This window comes from Nocardia sp. NPDC052001, from assembly GCF_040680615.1.
In the GTDB taxonomy this organism is placed as follows: Bacteria; Actinomycetota; Actinomycetes; order Mycobacteriales; family Mycobacteriaceae; genus Nocardia.
This window is the reverse complement of sequence record NZ_JBFAXC010000008.1, coordinates 1-17,385: the sequence shown is the minus strand read 5'-3', so window position 1 is coordinate 17,385 and position 17,385 is coordinate 1. Positions and strand designations below refer to the sequence as shown.

23 protein-coding genes are annotated in these 17,385 nt (G+C 65.9%); 6 read left to right on the top strand and 17 right to left on the bottom strand.

All coding sequences use genetic code 11. The features are described from left to right. Positions 1–9 precede the first annotated feature (9 nt). Positions 10–516: a MarR family transcriptional regulator gene (locus AB0L82_RS31345; protein WP_364644328.1), complete on the top strand. Its 507-nt coding sequence runs from the start codon at positions 10–12 to the stop codon at positions 514–516. 1 nt (position 517) lies between these two features. Here the strand turns inward: AB0L82_RS31345 and AB0L82_RS31340 are convergent, their stop codons facing one another. From AB0L82_RS31340 to AB0L82_RS31320, 5 genes are read right to left on the bottom strand one after another with little or no spacing between them, the layout of a single operon-like run. After that, the gene (locus tag AB0L82_RS31340; protein ID WP_364644325.1) at positions 518–877 is read right to left on the bottom strand and encodes an STAS domain-containing protein; all 360 of its coding nucleotides are present in this window, start codon (positions 875–877) and stop codon (positions 518–520) included. Further along, positions 874–2,139, bottom strand: coding sequence for a SpoIIE family protein phosphatase (locus AB0L82_RS31335; RefSeq protein ID WP_364644322.1), 1,266 nt, complete (start codon positions 2,137–2,139; stop codon positions 874–876). Before AB0L82_RS31335 ends, AB0L82_RS31340 begins: the two co-directional genes overlap by 4 nt. Next, a complete protein-coding gene (locus tag AB0L82_RS31330; RefSeq protein ID WP_364644319.1) occupies positions 2,139–2,939 on the bottom strand; it encodes an alpha/beta hydrolase in 801 nt (266 codons plus the stop codon). Before AB0L82_RS31330 ends, AB0L82_RS31335 begins: the two co-directional genes overlap by 1 nt. 60 nt (positions 2,940–2,999) lie before the next feature. Then, the gene (locus AB0L82_RS31325) at positions 3,000–3,668 is read right to left on the bottom strand and encodes a hypothetical protein (protein ID WP_364644316.1); all 669 of its coding nucleotides are present in this window, start codon (positions 3,666–3,668) and stop codon (positions 3,000–3,002) included. Positions 3,669–3,708: 40 nt separating this feature from the next. Next, on the bottom strand, positions 3,709–4,257 hold the full coding sequence (locus AB0L82_RS31320; protein ID WP_364644313.1) for a hemerythrin domain-containing protein: 549 nt from the start codon (positions 4,255–4,257) through the stop codon (positions 3,709–3,711). Positions 4,258–4,457: 200 nt separating this feature from the next. Here AB0L82_RS31320 and AB0L82_RS31315 point away from each other — a divergent pair, with 200 nt between their 5' ends. Then, complete coding sequence (locus AB0L82_RS31315; protein WP_364644310.1) at positions 4,458–5,450, top strand: TIGR03557 family F420-dependent LLM class oxidoreductase; 993 nt, start codon at positions 4,458–4,460, stop codon at positions 5,448–5,450. 24 nt (positions 5,451–5,474) lie between these two features. Here the strand turns inward: AB0L82_RS31315 and AB0L82_RS31310 are convergent, their stop codons facing one another. The 11 genes from AB0L82_RS31310 to AB0L82_RS31260 all read right to left on the bottom strand — a co-directional run bounded on the left by AB0L82_RS31310 (position 5,475) and on the right by AB0L82_RS31260 (position 13,021). Beyond that, positions 5,475–5,768, bottom strand: coding sequence for a hypothetical protein (locus AB0L82_RS31310; RefSeq protein ID WP_364644306.1), 294 nt, complete (start codon positions 5,766–5,768; stop codon positions 5,475–5,477). An 85-nt stretch (positions 5,769–5,853) separates the two neighbouring features. Beyond that, positions 5,854–6,321: a response regulator gene (locus tag AB0L82_RS31305; RefSeq protein ID WP_364644303.1), complete on the bottom strand. Its 468-nt coding sequence runs from the start codon at positions 6,319–6,321 to the stop codon at positions 5,854–5,856. A gap of 57 nt (positions 6,322–6,378) precedes the next feature. Beyond that, a complete protein-coding gene (locus tag AB0L82_RS31300; protein WP_364644300.1) occupies positions 6,379–6,678 on the bottom strand; it encodes a DUF308 domain-containing protein in 300 nt (99 codons plus the stop codon). A gap of 200 nt (positions 6,679–6,878) precedes the next feature. Beyond that, positions 6,879–7,499 carry a class I SAM-dependent methyltransferase gene (locus AB0L82_RS31295; RefSeq protein ID WP_364644297.1) on the bottom strand — a complete coding sequence of 207 codons (621 nt, stop codon included), beginning with the start codon at positions 7,497–7,499 and terminating at the stop codon, positions 6,879–6,881. Beyond that, a complete protein-coding gene (locus AB0L82_RS31290) occupies positions 7,496–8,245 on the bottom strand; it encodes a PIG-L family deacetylase (RefSeq protein ID WP_364644294.1) in 750 nt (249 codons plus the stop codon). Before AB0L82_RS31290 ends, AB0L82_RS31295 begins: the two co-directional genes overlap by 4 nt. Next, positions 8,230–9,117: an acyl-CoA dehydrogenase family protein gene (locus tag AB0L82_RS31285; RefSeq protein ID WP_364645157.1), complete on the bottom strand. Its 888-nt coding sequence runs from the start codon at positions 9,115–9,117 to the stop codon at positions 8,230–8,232. The genes AB0L82_RS31290 and AB0L82_RS31285 overlap by 16 nt, the downstream gene beginning before the upstream one ends. A 79-nt stretch (positions 9,118–9,196) precedes the next feature. Further along, a complete protein-coding gene (locus AB0L82_RS31280) occupies positions 9,197–9,925 on the bottom strand; it encodes a glycosyltransferase (protein WP_364644292.1) in 729 nt (242 codons plus the stop codon). Between the two features lie 113 nt (positions 9,926–10,038). Continuing rightward, a complete protein-coding gene (locus AB0L82_RS31275; protein ID WP_364644289.1) occupies positions 10,039–10,539 on the bottom strand; it encodes a flavin reductase family protein in 501 nt (166 codons plus the stop codon). Between the two features lie 39 nt (positions 10,540–10,578). Continuing rightward, on the bottom strand, positions 10,579–10,731 hold the full coding sequence (locus AB0L82_RS31270; RefSeq protein ID WP_364644286.1) for a CDGSH iron-sulfur domain-containing protein: 153 nt from the start codon (positions 10,729–10,731) through the stop codon (positions 10,579–10,581). A gap of 17 nt (positions 10,732–10,748) precedes the next feature. Continuing rightward, the gene (locus AB0L82_RS31265; RefSeq protein WP_364644283.1) at positions 10,749–11,828 is read right to left on the bottom strand and encodes an iron-containing redox enzyme family protein; all 1,080 of its coding nucleotides are present in this window, start codon (positions 11,826–11,828) and stop codon (positions 10,749–10,751) included. A gap of 65 nt (positions 11,829–11,893) precedes the next feature. Continuing rightward, complete coding sequence (locus tag AB0L82_RS31260; protein ID WP_364644280.1) at positions 11,894–13,021, bottom strand: YbdK family carboxylate-amine ligase; 1,128 nt, start codon at positions 13,019–13,021, stop codon at positions 11,894–11,896. A 163-nt stretch (positions 13,022–13,184) separates the two neighbouring features. Here AB0L82_RS31260 and AB0L82_RS31255 point away from each other — a divergent pair, with 163 nt between their 5' ends. From AB0L82_RS31255 to AB0L82_RS31245, 3 genes are all read left to right on the top strand, one after another. Continuing rightward, positions 13,185–13,460, top strand: coding sequence for a cold shock domain-containing protein (locus AB0L82_RS31255; protein ID WP_364644277.1), 276 nt, complete (start codon positions 13,185–13,187; stop codon positions 13,458–13,460). 27 nt (positions 13,461–13,487) lie between these two features. Then, on the top strand, positions 13,488–14,444 hold the full coding sequence (locus AB0L82_RS31250; RefSeq protein WP_364644274.1) for a YihY/virulence factor BrkB family protein: 957 nt from the start codon (positions 13,488–13,490) through the stop codon (positions 14,442–14,444). Between the two features lie 347 nt (positions 14,445–14,791). Continuing rightward, complete coding sequence (locus AB0L82_RS31245; protein ID WP_364644271.1) at positions 14,792–15,136, top strand: STAS domain-containing protein; 345 nt, start codon at positions 14,792–14,794, stop codon at positions 15,134–15,136. A 57-nt stretch (positions 15,137–15,193) separates the two neighbouring features. On the opposite strand, the gene AB0L82_RS31240 is transcribed toward AB0L82_RS31245, so the two are convergent. Continuing rightward, positions 15,194–16,990, bottom strand: a complete 1,797-nt coding sequence (locus AB0L82_RS31240) for a thiamine pyrophosphate-requiring protein (protein WP_364644268.1) — start codon at positions 16,988–16,990, stop codon at positions 15,194–15,196. Here AB0L82_RS31240 and AB0L82_RS31235 point away from each other — a divergent pair. Beyond that, complete coding sequence (locus AB0L82_RS31235; protein ID WP_364644266.1) at positions 16,989–17,213, top strand: hypothetical protein; 225 nt, start codon at positions 16,989–16,991, stop codon at positions 17,211–17,213. The two genes, AB0L82_RS31240 and AB0L82_RS31235, sit on opposite strands and share 2 nt — an antisense overlap. Positions 17,214–17,385 lie beyond the last annotated feature (172 nt).

Here is a 17,385-nt window from a genome sequence, read left to right as displayed (position 1 = left end):
ACAGGGCCGATGAACCACCCGGCTACCCGGGCGCAGCAGGAGCGGGTCATCGAGGGTCTGCGCGCCTACGGCGCCAACTTTCGCGAGTTCAGCCGCCAATTCGCGGCCTGGCTCGGCCTGCACTCCACCGACGCCGAGGCCCTCATCGAGATCCTGGCCGCCGAGGAACGCGGCGTGTTCCTGTCCCCGGCGCGCCTGAGCGAGCGCATCGCACTGTCCCAGCCCGCGACCACCGCACTGCTGAACCGCCTCGAACAGGCCGGGCATGTGCTGCGTACGCGCGACAGCAGCGATCGGCGCGTGGTGACGCTACGCAGCAGTGCCGACGTGCAGAACCTCGCCGATGAGTTCTTCCGACCCCTGGGCGAGCGCGTCGACGCGGTGATGGCGCACTACTCCCCCGAGCAGCTGCGTCAGTTCGACGGCTTCCTCACCGAACTGACCGCCGCGATGAACGCTCAGCTCAACGAATCCCCTACTGCCCCAACGACGCAACGGATTCCACGCAAAGGCTGAATCACGACCTGTCGGCGGTCCAGGCGCTATGCGCGTCCTCGACGGTCGGGTAGACGGTGAAGATACTGTCCAGACCGATCAGAGAGAAGATGCGCGCTAGTTGGTCCGGAACGCCGACCAAAGCCATTGCCGCATCGGCGTCTTCGGCGCAGTTGTGGGCGGCCAGCAGCGCGGTGATACCGCTCGAATCGCAGAACCCGAGCGCGGTCAGATCCAGCAGAAGTAGTTGGGCGGCATCGAGTTCCAGCGCGCGAATGGCCTCGAACGCGATCGGTGAGCTGGCGGCGTCGAGTTCACCGGTGAAGGTGAGAACCGGCCCGGCCGGACCGGTGTGCTGGGTGACGGTGAAATCGGTGCTCACGCTTGCTGGCCTCCGGCCGATGGAATGCTCATGGCGAGTAGGGCGGTATCGTCATCGACCCCGTCACCGAATCCGGCGAGTACCGCGGTGAGCGCCTCGATCAGCGCGGGCGCGGTGGTCGGTCCGAGGTCGGCGACGAGGTCGCGTAGTTGTTCCTCGCTGAAGCGTTCACGGCCGCGGGTGCGGGCCTCGGTGAGCCCGTCGGTGTAGAACAGCACGGTATCGCCTGGGAGCAGCCGGATGTCGACGCTGGTGAACTTGGCTTTACGCACCGCGCCGACGAGCATTCCGCCGCGATATTCGATCAGGGTGGTGGTGCCGTCGGCGCGAACCAGGACCGCGGGGGTGTGCCCGCCGGTGCTCAGTACCAGTTCCGCGCCGTCCATTGCGGGCGTGAGAGTGCCGAACACGACGGTGCAGAAGCGGGGTTCGTCGTTGCGATAGCGATGGTGCAGAACGGTATTGAGATTCTCCAGCACCGCGATCGGATCCGGGTCGTAGACCGCGGCCGCCCGTAACGTGTAGCGGGTCAGCGATGTCACCGCCGCCGCGGACGCGCCTTTACCCGAGACGTCGCCGAGGAAGAATCCCCAGCGGTCACCGGTGAGGGGAAACAGATCGTAGAAATCGCCGCCCACGTTCTCGGCCGAGGCGGGGTGATAGTAGGCCGCGACCTCCATCCCGGGCACCTGCGGCAACACCGGCGGCAGCAGCGAGCGCTGCAATGTGTCGACCAGCTTCTGGACCCGCTGATGTTCGCGCTCGGCCTTCTCACGTTCGAGATCCGCGGCATCGCGGGCGCGCTGCAATTCCTGTTCGTACGCGCGGCGATCAGTGGCGTCGAAGATCGTGGTGCGAATCAGCTGCGGGGTGCCGTCCGGTCCGGCCTTGACCACCGAGGTCACCAGGATCGACAGCCGCGAGCGGTCCGCACGCACGAGCTCGAGCGCCAGACCTCCCGCCTCGCCGTGCATCGACAGCGTCGGCCAGATATGGGTTTCGTAGTAGATGCGCCCGCCCACGGTGAGCAGATCGGCGAAATGCTTTCGCCCGACCAGGTTTTCGCGCTCGTAGCCGAGCCAGCCCAGCAGGGTGCCGTTGATTTTCGCGATGGTGCCATCCATCAACGTGGACAGGTACCCGCAGGGCGCGTTCTCGTACAGATCCTCAGCACTGTCCTCGAGCAAAGCCGAGAACACGGTATCGGCGTTGTCGTCCCCCGGCAGGTGCGAGCCGCTGGCGCTGTCGCCGGTCCGTGCCATCATCTCGTTCCCGCAAAGCCGATAATGGCCGCCGCGGTAGCCTCGGGGGCGCTCAATTGCGGACAGTGCCCGGTCGCGTCGAGGGTGAGAAGTGAACTGCCGGAAATGTTCTCGTGCACATACCGGCCCACCCCACGCGGCGCGATGGCATCCTGCGCGGTCTCGATCACCAGGGTTTCCACGCTCACCTTCGGTAGATCGGCGCGATTGTCCGACAGGAACGTGGCCCTGGCGAATACCTGCGCGATCTTCGGGTCGGTGCGGCAGAAGCTCTCGGTCAGCTCCTGCCCGAGTTCGGGGCGCTCGGGATTGCCCATGATCACCGGGGCCATGGTGTTGGACCAGCCCAGATAATTCGCGTCGAGCGAGTCGAGCAGTTCGGCGATATCGGCGGCGCTGAATCCGCCGCGATAGTCACCGTCATCGATATAGCGGGGTGAAGGGGTCAGCAGCACCAGCTTCGCGAATCTGTCCGGGGAATGATTCGCGGCCAGCACCGCGATCATCGCCGATACCGAATGCCCGACGAGAATGACATCCCGCAAATCCATTTCGGTACAGATCTCGACCACGTCCTGGGCGTACGCGTCCAAACTCGCGTATCGCTCCGCGGTCCACGCGGAGGCGTCCGACCGCCCGGCTCCCACATGGTCGAACAGCACCACCCGGAATCGCTCGGCCAATGCCGGAACGATCAAACGCCACATGTGCTGATCACATCCGAAGCCGTGCGCCAACAGCACCGTCGGACCGTCCAGAGCGCCCGTGACGACCACATTGTTCCTGCTACGCGCGCTCATTCACCTCATCCTGCCACCTTTCGGCGGCAGCTTCGCCGCCCCGACGACACGGGCCGCATCTCAGTCGGCGTGCGGATAACCGATCCCGGCGAGGTCGTCCGCCAGATCCGCCAGGGTCAACTCGGCGTTCAACGACGATACGAGCTCCTGATCCAGTGGACGCAGGTCATAGACCGCACGCACCGTGTTCAGGTCCACGTCGACCTCGTAATAGTCCTCAGCGAAGCGCTGGAACGCTTCGGGTGAGCGGTCTACCAATAGCTGGAACAGCTCGGTCGAGCCATCGAGATCACCACTGCCCGAGGGGAATTCGATCGCCCCGTGCTGCCATCGATCATCGGTCGCCGCACGCCACAGACAGACGGTCAGCACGGGCACCTTGTTCTGGTCGGAGAACGCGGGCTCGGTCACGAAAGGCGCGAAGGCATCGGGAACCTCGTCGACCACCCCCGGCCAGGGCTCACCGTCATTGGCATACGGGCTCATCGGCGATTCATGGGCGAACCCACGGATATACGCCCCGGCCTCGGAGAACACGATGGAATACTCATCCCCCGACCCGTTGCGCATCGAGGCCATTTCCTGGCCTTCATCCCACGCGGCGTTGAAGGAGTAGTACCGGTCAACCCAGTCCGGGCTCAGGATCGCCTCGAGCATCGCCATCGAACGGCACAGGTCCCGAAGTTCGGCGATCGCCGGAAGCCGGTGCGCCACATCATTTACGGTCACGGGCTCATCAAACCCGAACCGTCCGACAACAATCGCGCGGTCAGGCGATGCTGGCTTGACGACGCCATTCCCGCAGACCGTTGCGCAGGCGGTCGAAAACCTCCAGCGGCGGCTCGGCGACTACCTCGGCACCGGAATGGTCCAGGGGCGGGGCGAGAAATTCGGCGAAGGCGATGGCACTCGCCATCCGGTCGCGCACATCGGCCGGAACCAAATCCAGCACCAGCCCGAATTCCTCGGTCTCCTCGAGCTCGAGGTGGGCGATCACCTTGTCCGCGAACACCTCGAACTCGGTATCGAAACTCTTGTGCTCGGCACCGATCTTGTACAGCCCGTTCAACAGGTATTTCGCCTCGTGCTCTTCGTGCAGCCGGTCGGCAACAAGCTCGGGGTCGTCCAGAACGCGGCGTACCGCGGGGTGCACCACCTGTTCCTCGGCGGTTTCGTGCACGGCGAGCAATCGCACCAGGTCCGCGAATCGCGCGTTCTTCTCACTCCCGGTCGAGGACCGCACCTCATCCAACGCGACTCTGATCTGCCGGTGCTGGGCCAATAGCAGGTCGATTGCCTCGTGATTCGTTTCGGACATCGAACATCCTTCGGTATCGAATGCAGGGATATCCATCGCGCTACCCACTCGATCGACACCGAAACACGCTTCGTACCGGCCGGTAGCGGCATTCCGCACCGGAAAGCCGTCCTGCGCTTTGCCTTTCGTTCGCCCCGATACATCCGATCGGTAACGGGTAGCCAGTCGATGTCCATCAATCGAGTGAGAGGGGCCGGGCCATGACCCGATTCGGATACACCTTGATGACAGAGCAGAGCGGGCCGCGCGACCTGGTGCGCTATGCCGTCGCCGCCGAACAGGCCGGATTCGACTTCCTGGTCAGCAGCGATCACTATTCGCCCTGGCTCGCCGAACAAGGCCATGCGCCGCACGCGTGGACCATGCTCGGAGCCGTCGCACAGGCGACCGAGCGCATCCCGTTCATGACGTACGTGACCTGTCCGACCCTGCGCTATCACCCCGCTGTCGTGGCTCAGCAGGCCGCGACCTTGCAGATCCTCGCCGAGGGCCGGTTCACCCTCGGGCTGGGCAGCGGCGAAAGCCTCAACGAGCATGTCGTCGGCGCGGGCTGGCCGGGTCTGGACGAACGCCAGGATCGGCTCGAGGAAGCCATCGGCATCATCCGCGATCTATTCTCCGGCAATACGGTGAGCCGCCACGGGCATTGGTATCGGGTCGACGCGGCCAAGCTCTGGGATGTGCCGCGTGAACCGGTGCCGATCGCGGTCGCGGTGTCCGGGGACCGGTCGGTGCGACGCTTCGCCGACCTGGCCGATGAGATGATCACCACCGATCCCGACGCGGACCTGGTCCGAGCCTGGCACGGCGCGCGAGTGGCCGGTTCCGGTGCGCCCACGACGAGGGTGACGGGCCAGCTGCCGATCAGCTGGGATACCGACCGCGACAAGGCGATCGCCCGCGCGCACGAACAGTTCCGGTGGTTCGCGGGCGGCTGGGACGTGAACTCGAATCTGCCGACACCGGCAGCGTTCGCGGCCGCGACCCAGTTCGTGCGCCCGCAGGATGTGGCCGACACCATCGCCTGCGGTCCCGACCTCGATGCCGTCGTCGCCGCGGTGCGCCCGTATAAGGACGCGGGATTCACCGATCTGGCTCTGGTCCAGATCGGTGACGAACAACAGGACCGATTCCTTGCCGAGGCGGCGCGCCCGCTGCTGGCGAAACTTCGTGCCGCGGACGGTGATTCCTGACACCGGCGAGCGTCTACGGGCTATTCAGCCGAGATCGCCGAGTCTGCCCATGGTGTCGCGATAGGCCAGTAGGTGCTCGAGGAACGGGTGCGGGTCATTGTCATAGAGCTCGCGCAGGGAGGCGGTGTCGGTAGCCGAATCGGGAGTCGGAGGCAGATCGAGTTCGTCGAACAGCACGATCTGCAATTCGAGTTCGGAGTAGAGATCGACCTCTCGGCCGATGACGGCGCAGGCGGCGTGTTGTGCCGCGGCCGCGGTACCTCGTAATTGTTGCTGCACGGGCAGGGGTGCCGAGGATCCGCGTACGGGTTCGGTCATGAATTCATGATGGCGCGAGGTGCGCCGATTCTCGGGCGACGCGCCGGTCAGGGCGGAGTTTCGCCGCCGGGCGCGGTGGCCGGAATTAGTCGTTGACTTGCAACGCGGGCTGCTCGCGCGCGGGCAAGCGGACGAACTGCAGGAAGAAGTGATCGATCTTCCTGACCGCCTCGAGGAATTGATCGAGGTCCACGGGCTTGGTGATATACGCGCTGGCGTGATGGCGATAACTGTTCAGCACATCGGCCTGCGCGGCGGAGGTGGTGAGCACGACCACCGGTATCGCACACAGCTCGGGATCGGATTTGATGCGCTGCAACACCTCACGCCCGTCGTACTTGGGCAGATTCAGATCCAGCAGGATCAGGCCCGGGCGCGGAGCATCGGCGAACTCGCCCGCACGGTAGAGAAAATCCAGCGCCTGCTGGCCATCGCGGACCACATGCAGGACATTGCCGACTTTATTGTGCTGGAGCGCTTCTCGCGTTATCAGCTCATCACCGGCATCATCCTCGACCAATAGGATATCGATGGGTTCACCGCGAGTAAGCACCCCTGCATACTAGGCACGGCGTGAACGACCGGCCACACCGGTCGGCAAGGTATCGACTCAATGCCCCTGCCGGACTTCGGGATCCGGCTGCTCGTCACCACTGCGGCGACGCCATTCAGCGTAAATCACTCCCGCGCTGGACAAGAACAGCACGACACAGGCGATTCCCGCCACCGTCGCCCACCCGGCGAAGCCGTATCCGGCAGCGACGAGCGTCAACCCCAGGGCGACAATTGCCAACCCGCCCAGCACGATACCGATGACGTTGACGCCATCCTCGATGCCTTCTCCGGCGTGATGAAGCGTGGGGCGCGGCTGCGGTGACGATTCTCCGGACGTTCGTCGATCGACCATCATGAGCAATCTCCCTTCGTAGCTGACCTCACGGCGTATAAACGCTTTGCCTCCGCGTTGAGGGTGCAGTCATCGGTGACAGTGCGTTCGCCGTGAGCATCGGCCGCGACCTGAACCGAGCTCGAAACCAGGCCGAACAGTCCGACACTGACGACATACCCCGTCGGCGCGAACCAAACCGTTATCCGGCCACCGCGCCGACGTCAGACCAGGCCCTCCTGCTGTGCCACGGAACGACGCGGGGACCGCGCCGGCGTGAACACCTCGAGCAGGAAGTCGTCGTCGCGGTAGGACCCCACGGTGGCCAGGCCGCGATGGCCCCCGAGGATGGCGTGAACCTCGTCACCTGTCAGCGGATACTCGGGCACAGGGTGACGCCAGTGCACACAGATCACGACCCCGTCGGGCTCGAGGTGGTCCAGTAGCTCGTCCACGACCGCGCGCAGGGCAGCAGCTTCGAGGTAGTAGCACACCTCGCTCAGCACGATGAGGTCGAAATGCTCTGCGGGCCAGTCATCCCCGAGTCCCCAACGCCGCAGCTCCACGGTTGCCGCCGCCCCGGCCAGCCTGTCGGCGGCGCGGCGTAGGGCATCGTCCACGACGTCGGTGGCGACGATCCGATCGCAGCGCCCGGCCAGCTCGACGGTCAGAACGCCTATACCGCAACCGGGTTCGAACGCGGACCGGTAGCGCGGGTGCGGTAGCGCCGCCAGGGTGAGTGCGCGTTTGCGTTTCTCATACCAGCGGGTGGTGAACTGCCAGGGGTCGGTGCTGGCGGCGTACATCTGCTCGAAGTAGGAGTTCGGCAGCCGGGGCGGGCTCATCGGAAGTAGGTTTCGGTCGGGCCGGTGAATCGGCGCAGGACGTGGGTCGGCACGATCGCGGCGTCGACCGGGTCCTCGGACAACGGCAGCAGCTGACTGCGAAAGTGCGATATGGCACGACCTTTCGCGGCCTGCACGGCCGGGGGCAATGTCAGCACCGCCGGTGTGCACGACCGCAGCCGCACATCGTCCGGGCTGGCCCACTGCCACATCCACACCGGGTACTGCAGCAGTTCGGTATTCGTGTCCCCACAGGCCGTGGCGGCAGCACGCCCTACCGCCTCGTGGTCCGGGTGACCGTCGTATCGCCAGGTCGCCGCACAGACCGCCCCGCCCGCGCCGAAACCATCGAGCAGCGCACGCAGTTCGTCGGTCAACGCGTCTTCGTACGCGGCGATCTCGCCATCGGGCAGGCCGAGGCGAACGGGCGCACCGGCACCCAGCTCCCTTGCGGCACTGCGGGCTTCGTCGGTGCGAATCGCGGCCAGTCGGGAAGGGCTGTGCGAGGGGGAATTCGGATGGGACGCCTCGCCGTCGGTGACATTGACGATGGTGATCGCCGTGCCGGCCGCGTGCGCCATCGCCACAAGTCCACCGGCACCGAGCGTTTCGTCATCGGGATGCGCGGCCACGACGATCAGATGCGGCGCCTCCGGAAGCGGCAGTGGTGCACGGCCACGCCGCCACTGCTCCCACCGCTCCTCGGGAACACCGGTGGCCCGCACATCGATCACAGGTCCGGCCATGGGAATTCCTCTCCTGCGATGTCACGGCCGAGGTCGGCCAGATCGACTTCCGCGTGACTTTGACGCACGTACACCGTGAGGTCGGCGACCCGCCTCGCATGCTCGATATCCATGCACAACGGGCTGGCACCCAGAGCACGACCGACACGATCCACCGTCGTGGTGGCCGCGTCCTCGACCAGGGAACGGACGGTACGGGCGCGGATACGCGCGCGTCGGCTGTCGCCGCGGGGATCGGCGTCGATGTCCGCCGCCGCCGCGGCCAACGCCAGTCGCGCGGCACGCAGGGCAGCGGTCACCGCGCCCAGATGGGCCAGTGCGTGCTCATCGGCCCTGCCCTTGGCCGCACGCTCGTGCAGTGGCCGGGCCACCTGGCAGGCGCTGCCGTACCAGCACGCCGCCACCCCGATCGCACCGTGCCAGAATCCGGGGCGGTCCAGATAGGCGCCCGGCGCACCCACCTCCGTAGCCATAGCGCCGTTGAAATCCACCGCGCCGGAATCGGATTCGCGCATTCCCACCGCGTGCCAGCTATCGGGCACCGGTCGGATCGCGGGCTGGGACAATGACACCGCGAAAAGGCGGCGCTGCTGTCCGTCGCGGGCGGTGACCAGTGCGTGACTGCAGATGCTCGCACCCGAACACCACGGCTTGCGCCCTTCGAGCACCCAGCCCGCCGAGCCCGCGCGAGCGTGCAGTACCGGCTCGGGCGGCTCGGCCGCCCATACCCCCCAGAGCTGCCCGGTCACCGGTGGCCGCCCACCCAGTTCGTGCAGAATCGCGGCCGCGTCGGCGTGCGCCTCGACCATGCGCCCCAGCACGGTGTCCTCGGCACTGGCTGCCGCGAGTGCACGAAACCGCTGCAGCGTCATCCCGCTGCCGGGGAAAGGGAGGTCCAGGCAGCCCGAACTCGACAGCTGGCGCAGCCGCTCACGGAGGTCGCGGGAGCGCTCACGCACTTTCGGCTCCCGGTGCATACGAGGACTCCAGTCGCCGCAGATGTGCGGCGAACCCGCCGGGCGCGCGTCCGAATCGCCGCCCCGACGTCACCGCCACGACATCCTCCGCCCAGGCCACTCGCGCGCCCATGGCGGTCGCCCGGCGCACGAACCCCACATCCTCGCCGGAGCTTCGCGGCTCGAATCCTCCTGTGCGCCAATAGATATCGGCTCGAAACCCCAGACTCGCGCCATGCACATGACCGGCCGTGCGCCCCATCCGGTACGCCCGCTCGTAGCGAGCGCGGACCTGCGGGGTGTACTGATCCCAATCGGTCACCGTGACAACCCCGGCTACGACCTCCGCGCCGGCTTCGGCGTACCGCAGCTGCCGATCCAGCCAATAGCGATCGACACGGGAATCCGCGTCGGTGGTGGCGAACCAGGTGCGGGCACCGCGATCGGCACCCGCCGCGGCGAACCCGGCGGCCCGGGCGATCCCGACATTGTGTGCGGTCACGGTGCTGACCTTCGCCCCCGCGGCCTCGGCGATCGCCGCGGAGTCGTCGGTGCACGCATCGAGCACCACCTGAATGCGGACCGGGACACGCACCTGCTCCGCGGACCGGTGCAGGGCATCGAGGCAGCCCGGCAGCAGCTGCTGTTCATCACGGGCCGGGACCACGATCACGACATCGTCTATCGCGCGCGGGCCGGGCACGGCGACCTCCGGGATGATCATGCTTGCGGTCTACCCGGGAGGTGCGGAGACAAACGATCCGCAGGGCGAGATTGCCGCGCCGCCGACTTCGAGGGCGTTCCCCGACTCAGGGATGTGTTCGGAGGTGGCCGGGACTACGCCGGGTGGCCGGGTGCCAGATCCGCGACCGCGTGGGATCGAAGACTCGTGGCCGTCGCGGGCTCCGCCGCGGTCGGCGACAGCACGAACCCGACGTGGTCGCCGAGGTCGGCGGTCTGCACGATCTCACCGGTGAACCAGCCCGCCGCGCCCGCCAGAATCGGCAGCCGGTGCGGGCCCTGCTGCCATTCGCAATGCTCGAATTTGTCTATTTCCGAACCGGTTTCGGCCCCGAAGAGCTCGGCCAGCGCGGTGGCGTCCGCGCCGAGCAGATGGACAGCCAAATGCCTGGCTGCCCCGGCGATGGAATAGGTGTGGTTGACCTTGGACACGCAGACCAGAAACCGACGCGGTTCGATGCTGACCTGCGAGGCGAAGCCGACCAGACAGCCCGCGCGCTGATCACCGGCGACCGCGGTGACCACCCACATCGGGCCGTCGGCCTGCGCCAGGACGGCATCGAAATTGCGTGCGATCCTCGAAAGATCCTGTGACATCGGCACCTCCCGCTGTTCGACAAGTCCGATGACACTCAATCACGAGCGAGCGGGCCTGCGAAGTTTTCGGTGGCTGGTGTCGCAGAGCGGGTAGGTGCGTGAGCGCTTGCACAGGCACAGCGCCACGACGAAGCGATCCGAACGGATCACGGTGCCGTCATCGGTGACCAGTTCCACCGGGCCCGCGATCAATGCGGGCCCCTCACGGGTCAGTGTGACGCGGCGGTATTCAGTAGCGTCTGATTCGGCGGGCACAGCGCATCACCGATCCTTTCCTCCGATGACATGGATGGGAGCAGCGAACTCTGGCCGGCGCGCCAATGATGATGCAGCACAACTTCGTTGAAATGGTCCTCCAGCAGGTTCGAAGCCTGGATTCCGAACACCACCGACTCGGTCAACTCCGGCTCGGCCGCGAGCAGATTGCCGACGACTTCGCGGCGCATGACCTGTTCGTGGACAGCGTCCGCCTCGACATGCTCGGCGTAGAACCGCTCGCACGCCGGATCGGCCTCGAGACGGCGCAGCGCCGCGACCATTCGGCGCGCCGACGGAGAGGAGGTGATCTCCGCGGCGGTGAGCTGCCCGATCAGCGCACCGCGCAGATCGCGATGTAATCCGAACAGCGACATCAGGTTCACCAGCGCCAGCATGGGCGCGGGCACATCGTCGAGGTAGTGCAGATAGTCCGGGTTCAGTCCGGCTCCGGTGAGCAGATCGGCGTACAGCCGCGCGTGCATGCGGTCGGCATGGCCGCTGCCGAACTCGTCGAATTCGAGCGCCACCAGCGCGGCTTTGGCCGCCCCGTGCAGGCGCGGGATCACCCAGGCGTGCGGATCGGCTTCCTTGTGGTGATAGATCGAGCGGTGAATGAAGAATTCACGCAGTTCCGGCCATTCGCCTTGCTCGGCGAGATAGCGGGCAATCCCATCCTCGGGCTCGATCAGCAACGCGGCGATCTCGCCCTCGAGGTCGACCCCGCCGGCGACGTCTTGACGCAACGTGGCCAGGAACCGCTGCTCGAGACCCGCGCGCACCCGCAGCAGATCCGGATCCCATTCCCAGCGAGGATCGACGAATTCGACACCGCGATAATGCAATTCGTAGCAGGTGTGCAACGCCAGATGCAGGTCGTCACCGTAAGGCGCTGCCGTGGAGGCGATTCGCAGCAGTTCCTCGACCATATCGCCGTCGAGCTCGGCGTCGCCGCGAAGCACGCCGATGACTCCCTGCGACAGTGGCCCACGGGGCGAAGGCAATACCGATATCTCGGATGGGGTCTCGTTCATAAACACTCCTGTTGGTTCCGCGGGCTGCGGGTCTTGCCGCTCTACCCCGGCTCGAACGGTATGAATCATGGGCCGAGGGCCGGCATCGGCTCCGGTGCGCTCGCACGGCCGAGGCGGAACGAATCCACCAGCCCGGCCAGGCCCGAACGCGCGGCGGCGCGTTGGCGATCGGCACCGGTGCCCGCGAATCGCAGTGTGCGCAGCAACCGATGCGCCAGATCGAGATCGCCGAGCTCCTCGAGTTGCTCGGAGATCCACTCGACCATGCGGTCGAGCAGGTGTATCGCGGGGACACGAACCCCCTCGACCGGATCGACCGCGCGACCGGCGAGCCCGAACCGGGCCGCCGACCACACCGCGGCCGCGCCCAGCTGGGCATCGAATCGCGGACCCTCGATTCCGGCGGCCAGTTCGTGAACGGCCTTGTGCACCAACCCGCGCGACAGCACGGCTTGCAGGATCGCGTCATCGACCGTCGCGGCGGTGTCGACGGCGCGAATCTCCACGGTCGGATAGGCATCCGAGGGCCTGGCCAGCCAGAAGGACATGTGGTCATCGACCAGCACACCGCAGTCGATCAGCGTGGCGATTCGCTCGTCATAGTCCGCGGCCGAGTGCGTGTACGGCGGTAGGCCGAAGCCGGGGAATCGACTCTGTTCAGCGATCCGCCAGGAATCGTATCCGGAGTCGCGGCCGCCGTTAAACGGTGAATTGGCTCCCGCCGCAATCAAAGTCGGCAGCCACGGCCGCAGATGATTGATCACCGCGACAGCGAGATCGCGCGACTCGACCCCGACGTGCACGTGGGCGCCGCACGCGGTGTAGCTCCGCATCGCACCCTCGAATCGACCCCGGATACACGCATAGCGATCCGCCATCGCCGTATCGGGCGCATGCTCCCAGCGTCGCGGCGCGGTCCCGATCGGCACCACCGCCACCCCGCAGTCGAGGCCCGCCGCGGCCAATCGCTCACGCGAGGTGAGCAGTTCGGCGCGCAGCGCGGCCATATCGGTATGGACCGCGCTGACGGCTTCGACTTGAATCGGTTGCAGTTCGGGTTCGAACCGCAGCGCCCCGGGCGCGGGGTTGGCGCGCAACCAGCCGAGAACGGCCTCGGCTTTCGGCTGCGCCGCCCCGTCCGCGTCCAGGAGCAGGAACTCTTCTTCGAAACCCATTGTGCGCGTCGCTCTCATCGGGACCGCTCTTTCGCCGCAGGGTTGATGACCTGGCCATACCCCGACAGCGATCTTGGAAACAGTCGCACGCTCGCACATCGTGTGTTCTCGAGCATGATTCGGCCGCGACGAGCCGGGTATAGCGGGTGAACCCAGTTGAGCCGACGCCCCAGGAGTTGCCGTGCCCCTACTAGCCGTGCCCATGCCCGCACCGCAGCTCGCGCATCGTGATGATGCCGGACCGGACGACCGTATCCACGGAACCGTGCTGTGGTTCGACTCCGCGAAGGGATTCGGCTTCCTCGCCTCCGATGATCAACCGGGCCGGAACATATTCGTCGAGCATTCCTGTATCGACCAACCGGGATATCGCACGCTCTCCGAAGGACAAGCGGTCCTGTTCACCTTCGAACGGGACGCGCGCGGCGCACGCGCCACCTGGGTGCTCCCCCGCTAGTTCCGCGCTCCCGGATCCACACCGATGATGACGAAAAATATTGATGCTGACCAGGTTCCGGACGATCCCACCGATTTGACCGGACACTCGTGGTGGGGTGTGCTGCGGCGCACGATCCGAGAATTCGATGCCAATAAGCTCACCGATTGGGCGGCGGCACTGACCTATTACAGTGTGCTGTCCATCTTTCCGGCCCTGATCGTGGTGACCGCCGTGCTCGGACTGCTCGGCCCGGCGTCGACGCAATCGCTGATCGACACCGTTCGCGCCATCGGCCCCGGGAGCGGCACCGCTCTGCTGGTCGAGGCCATCGAGCAACTCCAGGGCTCACGCTCGCTCTCCAGCGGTCTGGCCATCATCGGCCTGACGACCGCACTGTGGACCGCGTCGGGATACCTGGGAGCCTTTATCCGAGCGACGAATTCGATCTACCACACCCCCGAAGGCCGCCCGCTGTGGAAGACGGTGCCGCTGCGTCTGGGCTTGACCGCGCTGATGGTGGGCCTGATCGCGGTCTGCGCGATCGGGACCGTCTTCACCGGCTCGCTCGCCGAACGAGCCGGGCGCTGGCTGGGCTGGGGTTCGGCGGGCGTGCGGATCTGGGAGATCGGCAAATGGCCGGTGCTGGTCGTGCTGGTGACCCTGGTCATCGCGCTGCTGTACTGGGCCGCCCCGAACGCTCGCCAATACGGCTTCCGCTGGCTGACCCCGGGTAGCGCGCTGGCGGTGCTGATCTGGATCGCCGCATCGGTCGGATTCACCCTCTACGTCGGCTTTTTCGGCTCCTACAACAAGGTGTACGGCTCCCTCGCCGGAGCGGTGATCTTCCTGGTCTGGCTCTGGCTCACCAACCTCGCGGTCCTGCTCGGCGCACAGTTCGACGCCGAACTCGCCCGCGGTCGCCGCATGGAGCAGGGCCGCCCCGAACACGCCGATCCCATCCTGCCGCCCCGGGACGAACCCGGTCCCGAACCAGACTCCTGAGTCCGAAAAACGCTTGGACCTGCACAATCAGATCTGTCGGGGCGTAAAATGTGAATTGCTACGCGGGCTCGGCTGTATTGCCCGGCGACTCAATGGCGAGCGGCGGGGCACGTCTGGTCGGCGCGGCAGTGGGAAGCGAGCCCCCGCGAATGGCTGGCCGAGCGCCCCTTGCGGGCAACCGCAGGGGGCGTTTCGACGGCCGCATGAAATCCACCGACGGCGCGCTCCAAGATGATTGGATGGGCCGGACCTGCTACCGATACCCGGAGGAAGGATATGTTCGAGTTGATAATCTGCCGTGGCACGATTCCCGATCGGAGTTCTCTCCCGGGCACCGTGGGTGCGCGATGAGCGGCGAAGCGGCAGAGTTGACCCTCGGCACCCGCAATGTGGGGGCCGCACTGGTGTTGTCCGCGTCCGGCGAGATCGATGTCGTCTCGGCGCCGAAACTGTCCGCGGCATTGGCCGAAGCGGCGGCCTCGGAATCGCCCGTGCTGGTCGTCGACCTCGCACGGGTGCGATTCATCGGTTCGGTCGGATTGAGTGTGCTGCTCGAAGCACGGGAATCGGCCTCGAACCGCACTATGAAAGTGGTGGCGTCCCCGCAGGTCCGACGGCCCATAGAGATCACCGGGCTCGATATCGCGCTCGATGTCTACGACAGCCTCGACCAGGCCCTGTCGGACGCCTGACCGATTCGAGCTCGAAAAACCTTGCCCCAGCGAAAATGAACAAACCACATACGTGGGCTATTTGTCCCGGGCGGGAAATATTTCCTGGGCTTTGGTTTTGACGCCCTGGGCGATCAGATGCCAGCCACCGGGGTCGCCGCGCAGGATCGCTTCGGCGGTGTCTTTCATCTGCTCCCAGGTGGCGTGCGGGGGAATCGGCGGTACCTCGGGATCGGTGCGGAAGTCGAGCAGGATGGGGCGTTCGGCCGCCAGGGCGGTCTCCCACGCCGGGCCGACCTCATCGGCGGAGTCGATTTCGATGGCGGCCAGACCGGCACTACGGGCTACGTCGGCGTAGGAGATGTCCGGAAGAGTTTGCGACTCTTCGAATTTCGGTGCGCCGCCCATGGAGCGCAACTCCCAGGTGACCTGGTTGAGGTCGTTGTTGTGGAAGACACACACGATCAGGCGCGGGTCGCTCCAGCGATCCTGATAGCGGGCGACGGTGAGCAGTTCGGCCAGTCCGTTCATCTGCATCGCGCCGTCGCCGACCAGGGCGATGGCCGGGCGATCGGGGTGGGCGAACTTCGCGCCGAGAGCGTAGGGCACGGCCGGTCCCATGGTGGCCAGCGTTCCGGACAATGAGCCGCGGATATCGCCGCGCATTCGCAGACACCGCGCGTACCAGTTCGTGGACGAGCCCGAATCCGCTGTGACGATGGCGTTTTCGGGTATCCGCTGCGACAGCTCCCACACCACGCGCATGGGATTGACCGGCTTGGCGTCGAGCATGGATTGGCGTTCGATCGTCTGCCACCAGCGCACGACATTCTGCTCGATTTCCAGTGACCAGGCCCGATCGGGTTTCGCGTGCACCAGCGGAATCAGCTCCGCCAGTGTGGCTTTGGCGTCGCCAACCAGATTCACCTCGGTGGGATACCGCATTCCGATCATCGCGCCGTCTATATCGATTTGGACGGCCCGTGCCTGACCGAAGTCCGGCATGAACTGGGTGTAGGGAAAGTTCGATCCGATGATCAGCAGCGTGTCGCAATCACGCATGAGCTCATAGCTGGGCCGAGTGCCCAACAGTCCGATAGAGCCTGTGACATAGGGCAATTCGTCCGAGAGCACATCCTTGCCCAGCAACGCCTTGGCCACCCCGGCCCCGGTGAGATCCGCGATGCGCTTGACCTCCTCGGCAGCGCCGCGCGCACCCTGACCTATCAGGATCGCTACGCGGGAACCCGCGTTGAGAATCTCCGCGGCACGCTCGATCTGATCCTGCGGCGCTCGAATCACCGACGCGGAGAACAGGTCCGGAGAACTCGACGGCACCTGTTTGAAGTCATGGGTCGGCGGCTCATACGGCTCTTCCTGCACATCCGACGGGATGATCACCGCGGTCGGTGCCCGCCGCGCCGCGGCGGTCCGGAACGCGCGATCCAAAGCATTGGGCAGCTGGCTCGAAACATTCACCTCCACCAGATAATCCGAGGCGACATCCTTGTAGAGGTTCTGCAAATCCACCTCCTGCTGATAGCTCCCGCCCATCGCGCTGCGCGCGGTCTGCCCGATAATCGCCACCACCGGCACATGATCGAGTTTGGCGTCGTAGAGCCCATTGAGCAGATGAATCGCCCCCGGCCCGGACGTGGCAACGCACACGCCCACCTTCCCACTGAACTTGGCATACCCTGCAGCAGCGAAGGCCGCCATCTCCTCATGCCGCACCTGAATGAACGCGGGATCCCCATCGGCGCGCCCGAATGCGGCAATCAGCCCATTGATTCCATCCCCCGGATACCCGAATACCTGCTCAACCCCCCATTCACGCAGCCGCTCGACCACATGATCGCCAACCTGTCGCGTCATGATCTCTCCCGTCTTTCGTGCCCGGCACTCATCAGCGGTGCGATACCCGCATCGCTACGCCGCAATCACCTGGCCGCGCCCGCACCTCACCTTCACCCTCGCCCGGGAAGCGGGCCGCATGCTGCTGTCCGAACCCGAAATCTTCACCCGCGAGCGCCTTCTCGCCTTCGCCCGCACGACCGTCGCCGATCACCTCGCCAACTCGAGCACTCGCGAGAAGTAGTGGGCGAAAGCTCGCGTCGTATCGGTTAGAGACGCCCTGTGGTGGGCAGTTCGGTAAGCACGGACGCGATGCTCCTTAGACCGTGTCTCACGTGGATGATTTCGCTCGTGTTTTCGCGAGCTTCTTGTAGCCGGTCAGTGCGGCAGCCAGTGTGAGAAAGGCCAGGTAGTGG

Coding starts and splice junctions, on each gene's coding strand:
- AB0L82_RS31345 (WP_364644328.1), top strand. CDS start 10: ATGAACCACCCGGCTACCCGGGCGCAGCAGGAGCGGGTCATCGAGGGT.
- AB0L82_RS31335 (WP_364644322.1), bottom strand. CDS start 2,139: ATGGCACGGACCGGCGACAGCGCCAGCGGCTCGCACCTGCCGGGGGAC.
- AB0L82_RS31330 (WP_364644319.1), bottom strand. CDS start 2,939: ATGAGCGCGCGTAGCAGGAACAATGTGGTCGTCACGGGCGCTCTGGAC.
- AB0L82_RS31320 (WP_364644313.1), bottom strand. CDS start 4,257: ATGTCCGAAACGAATCACGAGGCAATCGACCTGCTATTGGCCCAGCAC.
- AB0L82_RS31315 (WP_364644310.1), top strand. CDS start 4,458: ATGACCCGATTCGGATACACCTTGATGACAGAGCAGAGCGGGCCGCGC.
- AB0L82_RS31310 (WP_364644306.1), bottom strand. CDS start 5,768: ATGACCGAACCCGTACGCGGATCCTCGGCACCCCTGCCCGTGCAGCAA.
- AB0L82_RS31300 (WP_364644300.1), bottom strand. CDS start 6,678: ATGATGGTCGATCGACGAACGTCCGGAGAATCGTCACCGCAGCCGCGC.
- AB0L82_RS31295 (WP_364644297.1), bottom strand. CDS start 7,499: ATGAGCCCGCCCCGGCTGCCGAACTCCTACTTCGAGCAGATGTACGCC.
- AB0L82_RS31290 (WP_364644294.1), bottom strand. CDS start 8,245: ATGGCCGGACCTGTGATCGATGTGCGGGCCACCGGTGTTCCCGAGGAG.
- AB0L82_RS31285 (WP_364645157.1), bottom strand. CDS start 9,117: ATGACGCTGCAGCGGTTTCGTGCACTCGCGGCAGCCAGTGCCGAGGAC.
- AB0L82_RS31280 (WP_364644292.1), bottom strand. CDS start 9,925: ATGATCATCCCGGAGGTCGCCGTGCCCGGCCCGCGCGCGATAGACGAT.
- AB0L82_RS31275 (WP_364644289.1), bottom strand. CDS start 10,539: ATGTCACAGGATCTTTCGAGGATCGCACGCAATTTCGATGCCGTCCTG.
- AB0L82_RS31265 (WP_364644283.1), bottom strand. CDS start 11,828: ATGAACGAGACCCCATCCGAGATATCGGTATTGCCTTCGCCCCGTGGG.
- AB0L82_RS31260 (WP_364644280.1), bottom strand. CDS start 13,021: ATGAGAGCGACGCGCACAATGGGTTTCGAAGAAGAGTTCCTGCTCCTG.
- AB0L82_RS31250 (WP_364644274.1), top strand. CDS start 13,488: ATGACGAAAAATATTGATGCTGACCAGGTTCCGGACGATCCCACCGAT.
- AB0L82_RS31245 (WP_364644271.1), top strand. CDS start 14,792: ATGAGCGGCGAAGCGGCAGAGTTGACCCTCGGCACCCGCAATGTGGGG.
- AB0L82_RS31235 (WP_364644266.1), top strand. CDS start 16,989: ATGATCTCTCCCGTCTTTCGTGCCCGGCACTCATCAGCGGTGCGATAC.
- AB0L82_RS31240 (WP_364644268.1), bottom strand. CDS start 16,990: ATGACGCGACAGGTTGGCGATCATGTGGTCGAGCGGCTGCGTGAATGG.